This window comes from Gammaproteobacteria bacterium, assembly GCA_015709615.1.
Lineage (GTDB): Bacteria > Pseudomonadota > Gammaproteobacteria > Burkholderiales > Nitrosomonadaceae > Nitrosomonas.
The window spans coordinates 1,365,949-1,380,177 of record CP054179.1 but is presented as its reverse complement, the minus strand read 5'-3'; the positions used below and the strand labels follow the sequence as shown (position 1 = coordinate 1,380,177).

The window sequence follows — 14,229 nt, the reverse complement described above, 5'->3', positions numbered from 1 at the left end:
AATGCGTTGTTTCTTGCTTTTGTTAGTGCTGCTGACGGCCAACGCAACCGCAGAAGTGAGAACGCTGACCGAGTTTTATGCGAATCTTGACGAAGCGGCAACAGTTCTAAAGGCAAAAGCCGATTTGGACGCGCAACAATCGCAATTGCACGTGCAGGAAGCGCAGAAGGGCTGGGAAATATTCGGCGGGGTGTCCGCCGGTTATCAAAAAAGTCCTTTTGCCCGAGAGCCTTTCGGGCACTTCTTTGACCCGCTGGGCCGCATTGGCGTGCGTTATCCTTTGCTGGGCAGTGCGGAAAGACAGCAACGGGCGATTGATGACGCCGCAACCCAAGTGAAAATCGAAGGCATCCGGCTGGATTGGAGTAAACGGCTGGCGAAACTTTTTCTGGAAGAGAACTATGCCGCCTATTGGAGTGCAAGAAAGATGCTGGCTTTGACCGAATCTTACCTGCGCTTGCGCGACGACGGGATCACTAATGTCCTGAATAAACGCCGTGAGGCAGGTTTGTTATTTACGTCGGATTATCTCGAGTTCCTTTCCGCTTTTGATCGTGCGGAGCGGCTGAAAATAGAATTCGGCAACAATCGCGATCAAGCGTTAATCCGGTTGGGGTACCTGACGAATGCCAAAATTTCCCCTTTCGAACCGGTGAAGCCCGAGCTGCACGAAATTGCAGGCAACACACTCATGGACATCGAGCAGCTGGATCTGAAAATACTGCAAGCGCGCATAGAAAATATTCAAAACACCAAGGAAAAGGAAAATTGGCGCGGTATCGAGTCCGATGTCAACGCGACGGCTTTCGGTGGGCCGGCTATTCCGCATCCATCGCCGGAATCGATGCAGCTTGGTTATGGCGGATCTGTCGGTTTTAATTTCAGAATGCCGCTGGAGATTATGAGTCTGCGGAAAAATGAGGAATCCCGGTTAAATAGTCAATTGATCAGCCTGCGGGCGGATTACACCCATCGCGATCAGGAATTGCAGCATGAATTCCGCGCGCTCCTCAGCAGTTATCAACAATTGGCGCAGCAAATCAAATTTCAGCATACGCGCCTGGAAGCGGCGCGGGAATTGATGCGGGAACGGAATCTGCGTTTGCAGGTTATCGACGGCGATGTGATCGAGAAGTACTTGCAAGCGGTGAATACCTATTACCGGATTGCGATTGAGAATGTCGAAGCCGAATCGGAGCAATGGAAGCTGCATATCCGCTTGCGGCAATTTATTTCGTTGCTGGAAGCTCAGGGAAGAAATTCTCATCCGGAAATCAATGTGAGCGAACTGATGCAACCGTTGCAGCAGGCTGTGTCGTTTCTGGTCGGCGGCGAGAAGCAGGCAGGGCCGAAGCATGTTAATCAACTGGCTAGAGTGAATGCACAAGTTTCTCTCGGACGAGTGGCCGTGTATGTCTGGAATTTTGATCAATTAATGGCGCAACCGGGTTTGTGGGAGAAAAAACAGGTTGTCGAGATCGACCGCTTCCTGGTTTCCTTGGATGAACAGCAGATTTCCATGGCTGCGGCGAAGTCCGCGCGGCTGAAAAAATTTCTGACGGATGCGCACCGGCGCGGGAAAAAAGTTGAATTGCTGCTGGGCGATCCCGATTGGATTCTGCCCGCGCAACGCGGCAAGTTATTGCAGCTGGTCAAAAAATTGAGCGGTATCAATTTTGATGGTCTGCACCTCGATATCGAGCCGGACCAATTGGTGGCGGATTTATCCGGAAAAGAGCGGCTGGAAGCATTGCTCGAAACGGTGCGCCAGGTATCCGCTACTTCCCCGTGGCCGGTAGGTATCAGCATCCATCCACGCTATCTGACGCCAGCGGCATCATTCGATCTGTGTGTTCCGTGCGAGCTGAAAGCCAAAGGTGTCAACGAGATTACCGTCATGTATTACTCGACCAATCCGGCCAATATTGTTGCTGTGCTGAAGCCGGTCATGAACCAATACCCGGATCTCTCGTTCAGTCTGGCGCAAAGCCTGGAACGTGAGTTGGGTCCGGAAAACAGTTATGCGCACAAACCGCAAACCACTTTCCTCCAAGCAATGAAGCAATTGCAGGAGCAGCTTCGGGCGCCTAATTTTACCGGGCTTGTGATTCAATCATGGCAAGATTTGGGAAGCTATCTTCATGAAAATACGCTTTAATCAACCAGAAAATAAAGCTCCCGATGTCGATCGGGGATTACGTGTTCAATACAGCGCGGCCAAGCGATCTGCCAAGCCGTGGCGCTGGTACTTGATCATTGCGGTATCCAGCCTCCCGGTCGTTTATCTACTTGCGGTGATTGCCTGGGAAGTGATCAATATTGAAGCCAACGGCCGCATCCGGGTGCCCAATTTTACCGTGCGCACGGCTGTCGATGGTTATATTCAACAGTTATTTGTGGAGCCGCTGCAAACGGTTTCCGAAGGTGCGCGATTAGCTGAGTTGGTCAATACTGCATTATTCGATAACCGCGACCGGCTGCAAGTCGAGCTTGATGCGCTCGTGCAGGAGAAAAGAAAAATGCTGTTGCGGGCTGATCACTCCAGAGCGAGCGCAATGGAACTGCTGAGATTCGCCCAAGAGCAGAAAAATTTTTCCTCTCAGCGCTTGCGCCAGTACGAATCGCTATTCAAACAGGGTGCCGCAACGCAAGCGGAAGTTGCGTTAGCCCGGAGTCAGCATCATTCAGCGTTGGAAAATCTGGCGGCGCTGGAACGAGCGGAACGCCAGGAACGTGACCGGCAATATAGCCAGGAGCACGGTCAGTCGCCGGAAATACGCATGATCTCGAACCGGATCAACCAGTTGCAACTGGAGTTTGATAAGATTCAAGATCAAATTTACCAATTAACACTCGTTGCACCGGCGGGAAACGGGATGGTGGCGGAATTATTCGCGCAGCCTGGTGAATTTCTGGGCCGCGGCCAGCCTCTGCTGGAGATTATATATCCCGAAAAAGTGCATATCGATGCCTACATTCCGCCGAAATACCAGGATTATGCGGTGGTGGGTCAAACCGTTCAGGTTAAGTTTCCTAACGGCGAGAAAGCCAAGGCCAAAATAGTATCCGTTCCGGGTGTCATGCAAAAATCTTTTTCTGCGGAAATCAGTCCGCTGGAGACCGTTCAATTCGCGATATTGGCGCAAATGGAATTTGTCGGGAATGTCAAAAACCGGCTGATCAACGGGATGCCGGTGACGATCTATTTACAATGAGCAGGTCACTCTCGATATATAAACGCGTTTGATCCGGCAAGGCCAAAAATCATGGTCAAGCAAAAAGAAAATCAATTCAGCAGACACCGTGGCGTCAAGAAATTCGCTCAAGCGCATAAGCTATCGTCTTCTTAACCCTCCGCAATTTTCATTTATCCACATTTTTTGTGGATAACATTGTGCATAAGGTCCGGCTTTGATAATTAACTTAGCGGAGGATAAAGAGAATCCTCAGTCTGCTTAATTATTTAACAATTTTGTTATGCTTTAATTATCATGTGGTTATATGTTTGTTTGGTTTTTGTGAAGCAACCGTATAGGCGCTGCCGCGCGTGCCGGCTTGGTTTGCTGCAAAGTTGGATAAGTTGATCATTCATATCGTGTATGATCGCGCCTTTATTTTCTTCAGTTGTTCTTTGTTCGATCGGCAGTACTAAAATTTCTGAGATGTTATGCTGAATATTCAGTCGTTGACTTATTTGCAAGGCGGAACTCCATTACTGGAAAATTGCCATTTACAGATTTTTGGCAATCAGCGCGTGGGACTGGTCGGTAAAAACGGCTGTGGTAAATCCACGCTGTTCCGGCTGATTCGCGGGGTAATCAAACCAGATAGCGGCGAAGTTAGTTTGCAAGCCGGTAAAACCGTCGCATTCGTCGAACAGGAAATCGCCAATTCCGAGCAATCAGCCATTGAATTTGTCCTGGATGGCGATGTCGAGTTACGTCAACTGGAAAGAATTCTGGCACAAGCCGAGCACAATGCTGCCTGGTTTGAAGCGCAGCAGCGCTACGAAGCCATTGACGGTTATACCGCGCCAGCACGTGCGGCGCAGCTATTACGCGGATTGGGTTTTGCCAATGCCGCACTGGAGCGGGCGGTCAACCATTTTTCGGGCGGCTGGCGCATGCGTTTGAATTTGGCGCGCGCTTTGATGCATCGCGCCGATCTGCTGCTGCTTGACGAGCCGACCAATCACTTGGATCTGGAGGCGATTCTGTGGCTGGAACAATATCTGGCGCGTTATCCGGGCAGTCTGATCGTGGTGTCGCACGATCGCGAATTTCTCAATGTCTGCGTCAATCGCATCGCGCATATTCATAACCATCAAATCGACGGGTATAGCGGCAATTATGACGATTTCGAGCGTGCTCGCGCCGAGCGTCTGCTGCAACATACCCAAGCTTTGCAGCAGCAACAAAGGCAAATCGCGCATATGGAAGACTTTGTGCGCCGTTTCCGTGCCAAGGCGACCAAGGCCAAACAGGCGCAGAGCCGTATCAAGGCGCTGGAGCGCTTAACCCGGTTAGCGCCAGTGCAGGTTGAAGACGGACATTTTGCATTGCAGATTGAAGCGCCCGAACGCAGTCCCGATGTCTTATTGCGCGCCAGCAACATGAGCTTCGGTTACGGCGATCAACCGCTGTTCCAGCAGGTGAATCTGATCTTGCAAGCAGGGATGCGGATTGCACTGCTGGGGCCGAACGGCGCGGGGAAATCCACGTTGATCAAGCTGTTGGCCGGAGATATTCAGTCGGCCACCGGTTCGTTGGAATGGGCGCAAAATATCCGTATCGGCTACTTTGCGCAGCATCAGCTGGAAAATCTCGACGGCGCGGCGACGCCTTTAGAGCACATGCAGCAACTGGCGCCGGCGCAAACCGAGCTGGATCTGCGCAAATTTCTGGGGCGGTTCGGTTTGGGCGGGGATGGCGAGAATCGTCCGGTCGGTAGCTTCTCCGGCGGAGAAAAGAGCCGCTTGGCGCTGGCGTTATTGGCCTGGCAAAAACCCCATTTGCTGTTATTGGACGAGCCCACCAATCATCTGGATCTGGATATGCGCGATGCGTTGACGCTGGCATTGGAAGCTTATTCCGGCGCCGTGGTACTGGTATCGCACGATCGCAGCCTGGTGCGAGCCGTGGCGGATGAATTATGGCTGGTGGCGGATGGTCAGGCGCAGTTGCTGGACGGTGATTTGGAAGATTATAAAAGCTGGCTGGAAGCGCGCCGTTCCTGTGAAGCCGCAGAAACAAAGGCGGCGGTGCAAAAAACGCAACCCAAAGCAGCGTCAAAGCCGAACAAAAAAGCTTTGCTGTCCAAGCAATCCAAACTTGAAGCAGCTTTAACCATTGCACAAAAAGAATTGGCCGAAATAAGCCGTCGTTTGGCCGATCTGGCGACGTATACGAACTATCCGCGCGAGGAGATTGACCGGCTTAGTACGATGCATGCCACACTGGAGAAAAAAGTGGCCGAGCTGGAAGAAAACTGGCTGGAACTGGAAATGGCGCTGGAAGAATAAAAAAGTGAAACCGATGTGACGGCTATCCGCCGGTCCTAGACCTGCATGTTCATGATTTCCTGATAGGCGGTCACCAGTTTATTGCGGACTTGCACCATCGATTGAAAGGACACATTGGCTTTTTGCAATGAGATCATCACTTCATGTAAATCGACATTCGATTGGTCGCTGACAAATTGTTCGCTCAGCTTATCTGCGCTTTTCTGTGCCGCATTGACTTGATCCACAGCCACTTTTAGCTTTTCGCTGAAATCGACACCGGTAACTTCGTCCGTGCCCGCCGATTTTTTTACCCCGGAAGCAAGCGCCGACGTTGCTTGTAATTGCTGCAAAATGCTATCGATCCCGGATTTGTCCATGCTTTACTCCACTCTCAATTTTTGCTGTTGCTTGTAAAATTATAACTGTCTTAAAATTTTTCAAAATCGCACATGTCTGTTGTATGGGAAATCCGTGGTTAACTGGTCATGCGGTATTGTTGCAATTTATAGCGCAGGGTTCGTTCGGAGATGCCCAACTTCTTTACGGCCAATTTGCGCGAACCATTAACAGCGGCCAAAGTTTCCAGTATATGCTTGCGTTCGAGCGTCTTGATATCCTCGGAAGACGGTTCCGCAGCGGCTTCATTGGTTTCATCGGCTTGCCGGTTGGGATCAGCGTGCGGTAAATGAATATGTTCCGCATCGATGAGATCATCCGCCGCCAGAATAAGGGTGCGTTGCATGACGTTTTCCAATTCTCGGACATTACCCGGCCAGGAATAGCGCATTAACTTATCAATCGCGGCTTTTGTCATTGCACGAGCGGCATGGCCGGAACCGGCGGCTGCTTCCGCAAGTGCGCGCTGCGCCAAAGGTTCGATATCCAGCGGCCGTTCCCGCAGGGGAGGGATTTCGATCGGAAACACGTTGAGGCGGTAGTATAAATCTTCACGAAACCGGCCGCTTTTAACCGTCGCCATCATGTCGCGGTTAGAGGTTGCCAGCACGCGGATGTCCAATTTAATCGCTTTATGCCCGCCGACGCGTTCCACTTCCCTTTCCTGCAGCACGCGCAACAATTTGGCTTGCAGTTCCAGCGGCATTTCCGATACTTCATCCAGCAATAATGTGCCGCCCTGCGCTTGCTCGAACTTTCCGGGTTGCGCTTGCGCCGCGCCGGTGAATGCGCCTTTTTCGTAACCGAACAATGTGGCTTCCAGCAGATTTTCCGGAATGGCCGCGCAATTGATGGCGACAAACGGCTTGGCGGAACGTGCCGAATGCTGATGAATGAAGCGTGCGATGACTTCCTTGCCGCAACCGCTCTCACCGGTCAGCATGACCGTGGCCGGCGATTGGGCAACGCGCTTGGCCAGGGATAATAATGCCCGGGTGCGTGGATCTTTGGCGACCACTTTATCATCCTGTTCCGGTTGGGATAGAGCATGCCGTTGGACATGCGCGAGCAAATTATCCGGATCGAATGGTTTGAGCAAATAGTCGCACGCGCCAGTCTGCATGGCGGCTACCGCTTTTTCCACATCGCCGTAGGCGGTCATCAGCAATACCGGCAACTCCGCATCGAATGCCTTGATCTTCTTTAATAGCGTAAATCCGTCAACGGGTTTCATCTGGACATCGCTGACCACCATGCCGACTCGTGTTTGTTGCAGCAGAGTCATGGCATCATGGCCGTTGGCAGCCGCCAAAGCCTCGTAACCGGCCAGTTTCATCGTGGCGCAAACGGCTTCGCGTAAATCCTCATCGTCTTCCACCACCAGAATGGGTAAAGATTTCATATTTTTTCTCCTGTAGTTCTCGGCAGCCGTACCCTGAATTCGGTTCCTTCGCCCGGTGCTGAATGGATTTGCACATCACCGCCCATGGACTCGATGACACCGCGGACAATGGCTAAACCCAATCCCGTGCCCTCCGCGCGCGTGGTGAAAAAAGGCTCGAATAATCTTTCCTGCAATGCGGCATCGATACCGGGACCATCGTCGCGAACGCTCAGCATGATGTTTTTTTCCTGCAAACGGCAGGCGAGAACGATTTGTCCGCCCGCAGCAGAAGCTTGCATGGCATTTTCCAGCAAACTGATCATGGCGCCGCATAAAGCCTGATGATCCGTAATCATGGTTTCCGCCGCGCTGTGGTCAGCGACGGTGAATTGTAAATCGCGCTGCGCCATTTGCGGTTCGACAACTTGGCGCAACTCGGCTAATAAATCGCTGACGACCACAGGTTCCCGCCGTCTCGCCTCGCCTTTTACAAAACGGAGCATATCCTTGGTCAAATGCTCCAGATGATGCAGGCGCTCGATGGTTTTGGCGGCGAATTTCTTCCGTTCGGTGGAAGGGAGCGTATCGTTTCCCAGATGATTGGCGTACAGCAACGCGGTCGAGAGCGGTGTGCGCAGCTGATGTGCCAGGTTAGCCGCCATTTCGCCCATGGAAGTCAGGCGCTGGTTGCGCCGGATTAGCTCCTGCATGGCATACGCTTCGGTGATGTCGTTTACCAGCAGAATGCGTCTGCCGGCCGGATCGGTTGCACTGCTTTCGATGCGGATGCGCCGTGACCGCACTCTGTGTTCTTGCTTTAGCAGCCATTCATTGATGATCGCGGTCGGCGCTAAGCGCTCCTGGATGACTTGCTGCCAGGCCGAACCCAGCAGCGATTCGCCGAGGATGGCAATGGCCGCCGGATTGACTTGCTCGATACGTTCCTGCGCATCCAGAGCGATCACACCGCCGGGTAATGCATTTAACAACAGACTTAACTGCTGTGACAGATTTTCTTTTGCGCTTAGCTGTTTGTGCAATTCGCCATTGGCGAGTGCCAGCTGGCGTGTGAGTTGCGCCACTTGGTGTTGTAAATCCTGATAAACACCGGATAGCTGTTCCGATGCCTCGTTAAAAGCCGCAAACGCCAGCTTGAGCTGCTCCTGATCGGCCGATACCGGCTTAATTTTGCTGACCTTTTTACTTTGCACGAATTTAGATGACGGTGATTGGGGATGGTCGCTAGCTTACCACTGCACCCGGTTTCGACAATGCCGCAAATAAGGCGAGCAAAACTATTCTATTCACCCATTCAGATTTTATAGGTTTATAGATAATCATCGCATCAATAAAAATCCATTCCGTATGCAGGTGGCTGATGCCTGTTACGACAAGGCAATGAATAAATTGAAGGGTAATGGCGCAAGCGGCGTGCCCGGATGTTTTTACTCAACCGCCTTATATTGAATGGATTTTGGAAAAGAAATTTCGGATTTGTTATTGATAACGAATGGCCTATTGATTGGCAACCCAGAATTTAAGCAGGAGAAAAGCACGTGGCAACAGTACCGAGTGAATCCAATACAACAGCACCAGCTCCGTCGATGGGTCTGGGTCAGTTAAGTCAGTTACCCAATCAAAAAAAACTGGGATTGATTCTCTCGGCCGCGGCTGTTGTGGCGTTGCTGGTTGGCGCGTTGATGTGGAGTCAGACGCCGGAGTATCGCGCGCTCTACAACAATGTGCCGGATCAGGATGGCGCGGCCATCATCAGCGCTTTGCAGCAAATGAACGTGCCGTATAAATTTTCCGAAAGCGGTGGTGCAATTCTGGTGCCCGAAAAGCAAGTGCACGAAGTGCGCTTGCGTCTGGCGGGTCAGGGATTGCCGAAAGGCGGTCTGGCCGGATTTGAGTTAATGGAGAATCAAAAATTCGGCTCCAGCCAATTTCTCGAACAGGTTAACTACCAGCGCGCGCTGGAAGGTGAGTTGGCGCGCTCGATTCAGTCCTTGGCCGCCGTGCAAAGCGCGCGCGTGCATTTGGCGATGGCTAAGCCTTCGGTATTTTCGCGCGAGAAGCAGCAACCGAGTGTCTCGGTATTGTTGCATTTGCACCCGGGCAGGGTTTTGAGCGTCGAACAAGTCAGCGCGATTGTGCATCTAATGGCCAGCAGCGTGCCTAATCTGCCGGTAAAGAATGTGACGGTGGTGGATCAAAACGGCAATCTGCTCAGCACGCAGAACGATAAACAGGATGCCCGCTTTGACGCCAAGCAGTTGGAATATATACAGGAAATCGAAGAAAACTATATCCGCCGTATCGAGACTATTCTTATACCCATTACCGGCGCCGCCAATGTGCGCGCGCAAGTGACTGCGGATGTGGATTTTTCCCGGATTGAACGCGCCGAAGAAATTTACCGGCCAAACAATAGCGAGTCGGAAGCTGCCGCAATCCGCAGCCAGCAAACGCTCGAGGCGACTTCCACGGGCTCAAAGGCAGATGGCGGCATTCCGGGCGCGCTGACCAATCGTCCGCCTGAACCGGCAACGGCGCCGATTGAGGCGGGCGGTGAGAAGAAAGAAGGCGACGATAAAGCGGTACCGACTGACAAGAAAAAAGAGTCGACGATAAATTACGAAGTCGATAAAACGGTACAGCATGTACAGCAATCGACCGGCAATATCAAACGATTATCCGCTGCGGTGGTGGTGAATTACCGCAAGAAAGTGGATGAAAACGGAGAAGTGACGCATGAGCCGTTAACGGCTGAGGAAATTAAGGAAATCAACAACCTTGTGCGCGAAGCCATGGGTTATAGCGAGAAACGCGGGGACTCGCTCACGGTGACCAACAGTTTATTCACCCACAACGGCGAAACGGTGCTGGATGTGCCGCTCTGGAAAGATCCCGAAGTGATCCTGCTGGCCAAGGATATCGGCAAGCAATTGCTGATCGCGGCGGTGGTTTTGTTTTTCTTGTTGAAGATACTCAAGCCGTTCCTGAAAAGCTTGGCGCCGCCGCCACCGCTACCGGCAGTTGAACAGGAGAAACTGCCGGGCGCAGCAACGGCGCAAGGACATTTGCCGGGGCAGGTGGATGAGGCGGCCATTCAAGCGATTCAGAAATCGATATTTGATGAAAATCTCAAGCGCGCCAAGCAATTGGCTTTGGATGAGCCGGCGATTGTCGCCAATGTGGTAAAAGACTGGATGGCTAAAAATGGCTGATGAAGTTGATGGAATCAAAAAAAGCGCCATCTTGCTGATGACGCTGGGCGAACAGGAAGCGGCGTCGGTCATCAAGTTACTGGGTCCTAAGGAAGTGCAAAAACTGGGCGAGACGATGTCCACGTTGCAGAATATTTCACGCAATGAAATCGACAATATCCTGACGGAGTTTTGCAATGAAGCCGAAGGAAGAACCACGCTGGGGCAGGATTCGGCGGATTATATCCGCAAGGTGCTGACCAGCGCATTGGGCGATGAAAAGGCAGCCAATCTGATCGATCGTATTTTACAAGGCGGCGATACCAGCGGCATTGAAGGGTTGAAGTGGATGGACGCGCCTTCGGTGGCCGAACTGATCAAGAATGAGCATCCGCAGATTATCGCCACCATTCTGGTTCATTTGGAACGGGATCAGGCCAGTGAAATTTTAAGTCTGTTTTCCGAGCGGCTGCGCAACGATACGTTGTTACGCATTGCCACCCTGGACAGTATTCAGCCCGACGCGCTGCGCGAACTTAACGATGTACTGACAAAATTGCTATCGGGCAGCAATAGCATCCGCAAAGCGGCCATGGGCGGAGTCCGGGCCGCCGCGGAGATTCTCAACTTTGTGCCGACCGCGCAAGAAACCAGTGTCATTGAGAACGTCAAGCAGTACGACGAAGAATTGGCGCAAAAGATCATGGATGAAATGTTCGTCTTCGATAATCTGATCGACATCGATGATCACGGTATCCAATTGCTGTTGCGCGAAGTCCAGTCGGAATCTTTGATCATTGCGTTGAAAGGCGCGCAAGAAGAACTGCGCAAGAAAATTTTCAAGAATATGTCGCAGCGTGCTGCTGAAGCTTTGCGTGAAGATCTTGAAAGTAAAGGTCCGGTGCGGGTATCCGAAGTCGAAGCCGAGCAAAAAGAAATTCTCAAGATTGTGCGTCAATTGGCTGACGATGGACAGATTGTACTGGGCGGAAAGGGCGACGATGGCTTCATTTAACCGGTTGTTTTTTTATCCGATCAATTGAGTCAATGGTCAATAGCCGGGGCCGTTTAATACCGAACTAAAGATATATAGCGATGATGGCAAGTAATTTTGTTCCTAAAGAAAAACTCAGCGCGTATCGGCGCTGGGAAATGGATTCCTTTGAAACATCCGATGCGCCGCAAGAAATTCCAGAGGTCGAAGCGGAATCGAACGTAACGCCGGATGATCAGCCGCAGGCTGCTTTGCCGAGCGAAGAGGAAGTGGCGACCGTTTTTCAGAACGCAAAAGATAAAGGGTATGCGGCTGGTTTGCAAGAAGGTCATGCGACTGGATACGCGGAAGGCCGTGCCATTGCCGAGACCGAAGTCAAAGCCGAGGTTGCCCGCATCCAGGCATTATTGCTCAAATTGGATCAGGATCTGCAACAGATGGATCAGCAGGTGGCGGCCAGTTTGCTTGAACTGGCCATCGCACTGACGAAGAAAATGGTGACGGAAGCGTTGCAGCTGCAACCCGAGCTGATTGTGCCGATTGTGCAGGAAGCAATCCGCAATTTACCCCATGTGACGCAACATCCTCGCCTGTTCCTGCATCCCGAGGATGCAAAACTGGTGCTTGCGCATCTGAGCGAGCAATTGGAGCAGGATCATTGGTGCGTCCGTGAGGATGAACAGTTATCCCGCGGTGGGTGCCGTATCGAAGCGGGCGGCAGCGAAGTCAACGGCAGCATGGAAGTGCGCTGGCAACGGGTATTGTCAACCATAGGCCAGACCGACGGCTGGCTGGATAAGGCAGATCGGCATGACGCGTCATGAACAATGGGGCGGTTTCCTGAAAAACTGCACCCAGTTGATCGATCCCGCAAACCCTTTCCTGCTCAGTGGAACCATTACGCGTGTTTCCGGGTTGGTGATGGAAGCGGTCGGACTCAGATTGCCGGTCGGCAGCAGTTGCACCATTTCCTTATCGAACGGTTTTAGCGTTTCAGCCGAAGTGGTTGGATTTTCCGGGGAACGCTTGTTCCTCATGCCTTCCAGCGATGTTTACGGTTTGTCGCCTGGGGCCAAAGTAATTCCTGCGGAGCTGCCGGGTGAATTGCCCCGTCTGGGCAGCGTTTTGCACCCGCGCCGGCGTGCGGCCGATCGCGCCAAGCATGTTGCGGTCGGTCCGGAACTGCTGGGGCGTGTGCTGAATGGCGTCGGTGAACCGCTAGATCGTCTTGGACCCACCCGCGCCGAACATAGCGTGCCGTTATACAGTCGGCCTTATAACCCGCTGGAACGGGTTCCGGTGACTGAGCCGCTCGATGTCGGCGTACGTGCGATTAACACGCTGTTGACGGTCGGGCGCGGACAACGCATGGGTTTGTTTGCTGGTAGCGGGGTGGGTAAAAGCGTGCTGCTGGGTATGATGGCGCGCTACACCACAGCCGATGTCATTGTTGTGGGATTGATCGGTGAACGGGGGCGTGAGGTTAAGGAATTCATCGAAAATATTCTGGGAGAAGAAGGGCTCGCCCGCTCGGTGGTTGTCGCCGCACCGGCCGATACCTCGCCGCTGCTGCGCTTGCAAGGCGCGGCTTATGCCACGGCCATTGCCGAATATTTTCGCGATGCCGGCAAGCATGTATTGCTCATCATGGACTCGTTGACGCGCTATGCCATGGCGCAGCGGGAAATTGCGCTGGCAATCGGCGAACCTCCGGCGACTAAAGGTTATCCGCCTTCGGTGTTTGCCAAATTGCCGCAGTTGGTGGAGCGAGCCGGTAACGGCAATCAGAACAGCGGTTCGATCACGGCTTTTTATACCGTGCTGGCCGAAGGGGATGATCAGAACGATCCGATCGCCGACAGCGCGCGCGCCATTTTGGATGGCCACATTGTACTCACGCGGCGATTGGCCGAATCGGGACATTACCCGGCCATCGATATCGAAGCTTCGATCAGCCGGGTCATGACCAGCGTGGTGCCGCAAAAACAGACGGATATGGCGCGGCAATTTAAAAGCCTGTATTCGCGTTATCAGCGCAGCCACGATCTGATCAGCGTCGGCGCTTATGTCGCTGGAACGGATGCGGAGTTGGATCGGGCGATCAGACTGTATCCGTCGCTGGAGAAATTTTTACTGCAAAATATGTTTCAGCACGACAACTTTGCCGATAGCCTGGAGAAATTATCCAAGTTATTTGAAAACGAAGGGATTCGGTAATTAAGGAAAATCGATCATGGCAACGTCGTCGTCATTAAAAGTGCTGCTTGAATTGGCTCAGCAACAAGCGGATGCTTCCGCAAAGAATCTCGGAAAGTTGAATGCTCAGCAGCAGGAAGCGGAAAAGAAACTGAATTTGCTGTTGCAGTACCGCCATAGCTATCAGTCTCATTTGCAGAACTCTACGGAAAAGGGAATGGATCATATTGAGTGGCTCAATTTTATCGCTTTCATGGACAAGCTGGACGCCGCGATCACAGAGCAGCGCCAGGCAGTCTTATTTGCGCAAAATAAAAGAATGGCGGGTAACGATGAGTTTTTATCCCACCAGCGCAAACTGAAATCCTACGACACGCTGTCACAGCGTCAGCAACGTGCGGAGAATCAGAAACAACTACAACAAGAACAAAAAGCACTGGATGAGTTTGCCTTGAATTCCTTTCACCGCAAAGACGGCTAGCGATATCGCCGGCAATAGTTGGATTGGTATGGATATTGCTTTTTCACTGCTAGTATTATTAATCGT

Annotated in this window: 11 protein-coding genes; 8 read left to right on the top strand and 3 right to left on the bottom strand. The window is 52.2% G+C overall.

Features of this window, described 5'->3' with window-relative positions:
* Position 1 precedes the first annotated feature (1 nt).
* From HRU77_06710 to HRU77_06700, 3 genes are all read left to right on the top strand, one after another.
* The gene (locus HRU77_06710; GenBank protein QOJ20412.1) at positions 2-2,158 is read left to right on the top strand and encodes a TolC family protein; all 2,157 of its coding nucleotides are present in this window, start codon (positions 2-4) and stop codon (positions 2,156-2,158) included.
* Entirely contained in the window at positions 2,142-3,215 is a 1,074-nt protein-coding gene (locus HRU77_06705; GenBank protein ID QOJ20411.1) for an HlyD family efflux transporter periplasmic adaptor subunit, read from the top strand. Before HRU77_06710 ends, HRU77_06705 begins: the two co-directional genes overlap by 17 nt.
* Before the next feature lie 452 nt (positions 3,216-3,667).
* Positions 3,668-5,521, top strand: coding sequence for an ABC-F family ATP-binding cassette domain-containing protein (locus tag HRU77_06700; protein ID QOJ20410.1), 1,854 nt, complete (start codon positions 3,668-3,670; stop codon positions 5,519-5,521).
* 35 nt (positions 5,522-5,556) lie between these two features.
* On the opposite strand, the gene fliE is transcribed toward HRU77_06700, so the two are convergent.
* The 3 genes from fliE to HRU77_06685 form a co-directional block, all read right to left on the bottom strand.
* Entirely contained in the window at positions 5,557-5,880 is a 324-nt protein-coding gene (gene fliE, locus HRU77_06695; protein QOJ20409.1) for a flagellar hook-basal body complex protein FliE, read from the bottom strand.
* Positions 5,881-5,978: 98 nt separating this feature from the next.
* Entirely contained in the window at positions 5,979-7,301 is a 1,323-nt protein-coding gene (locus HRU77_06690; protein ID QOJ20408.1) for a sigma-54-dependent Fis family transcriptional regulator, read from the bottom strand.
* Entirely contained in the window at positions 7,298-8,494 is a 1,197-nt protein-coding gene (locus tag HRU77_06685; GenBank protein QOJ20407.1) for a PAS domain-containing protein, read from the bottom strand. The genes HRU77_06690 and HRU77_06685 overlap by 4 nt, the downstream gene beginning before the upstream one ends.
* 345 nt (positions 8,495-8,839) lie before the next feature.
* Between HRU77_06685 and fliF the strand changes: the two genes are divergently transcribed.
* The 5 genes from fliF (at position 8,840) to fliJ (ending at position 14,163) form a co-directional block, all read left to right on the top strand.
* Complete coding sequence (gene fliF / locus HRU77_06680) at positions 8,840-10,513, top strand: flagellar M-ring protein FliF (protein QOJ20406.1); 1,674 nt, start codon at positions 8,840-8,842, stop codon at positions 10,511-10,513.
* Positions 10,506-11,507 carry a flagellar motor switch protein FliG gene (gene fliG / locus HRU77_06675; protein ID QOJ20405.1) on the top strand — a complete coding sequence of 334 codons (1,002 nt, stop codon included), beginning with the start codon at positions 10,506-10,508 and terminating at the stop codon, positions 11,505-11,507. Before fliF ends, fliG begins: the two co-directional genes overlap by 8 nt.
* 80 nt (positions 11,508-11,587) lie before the next feature.
* Positions 11,588-12,310: a flagellar assembly protein FliH gene (locus HRU77_06670; GenBank protein QOJ20404.1), complete on the top strand. Its 723-nt coding sequence runs from the start codon at positions 11,588-11,590 to the stop codon at positions 12,308-12,310.
* Positions 12,297-13,703: a flagellar protein export ATPase FliI gene (fliI, locus tag HRU77_06665; GenBank protein QOJ20403.1), complete on the top strand. Its 1,407-nt coding sequence runs from the start codon at positions 12,297-12,299 to the stop codon at positions 13,701-13,703. Before HRU77_06670 ends, fliI begins: the two co-directional genes overlap by 14 nt.
* 16 nt (positions 13,704-13,719) lie before the next feature.
* Positions 13,720-14,163 (top strand): flagellar export protein FliJ, encoded by a 444-nt coding sequence (gene fliJ, locus HRU77_06660; GenBank protein QOJ20402.1) that lies wholly within the window; start codon positions 13,720-13,722, stop codon positions 14,161-14,163.
* The last annotated feature ends 66 nt before the right edge of the window (positions 14,164-14,229 follow it).

What these genes read in the sequence shown, in the direction of transcription:
- HRU77_06710 (QOJ20412.1), top strand. Translation starts at nt 2, where the DNA reads ATGCGTTGTTTCTTGCTTTTGTTAGTGCTGCTGACGGCCAACGCAACC.
- HRU77_06705 (QOJ20411.1), top strand. Translation starts at nt 2,142, where the DNA reads ATGAAAATACGCTTTAATCAACCAGAAAATAAAGCTCCCGATGTCGAT.
- HRU77_06700 (QOJ20410.1), top strand. Translation starts at nt 3,668, where the DNA reads ATGCTGAATATTCAGTCGTTGACTTATTTGCAAGGCGGAACTCCATTA.
- fliE (QOJ20409.1), bottom strand. Translation starts at nt 5,880, where the DNA reads ATGGACAAATCCGGGATCGATAGCATTTTGCAGCAATTACAAGCAACG.
- HRU77_06690 (QOJ20408.1), bottom strand. Translation starts at nt 7,301, where the DNA reads ATGAAATCTTTACCCATTCTGGTGGTGGAAGACGATGAGGATTTACGC.
- fliG (QOJ20405.1), top strand. Translation starts at nt 10,506, where the DNA reads ATGGCTGATGAAGTTGATGGAATCAAAAAAAGCGCCATCTTGCTGATG.
- HRU77_06670 (QOJ20404.1), top strand. Translation starts at nt 11,588, where the DNA reads ATGATGGCAAGTAATTTTGTTCCTAAAGAAAAACTCAGCGCGTATCGG.
- fliI (QOJ20403.1), top strand. Translation starts at nt 12,297, where the DNA reads ATGACGCGTCATGAACAATGGGGCGGTTTCCTGAAAAACTGCACCCAG.
- fliJ (QOJ20402.1), top strand. Translation starts at nt 13,720, where the DNA reads ATGGCAACGTCGTCGTCATTAAAAGTGCTGCTTGAATTGGCTCAGCAA.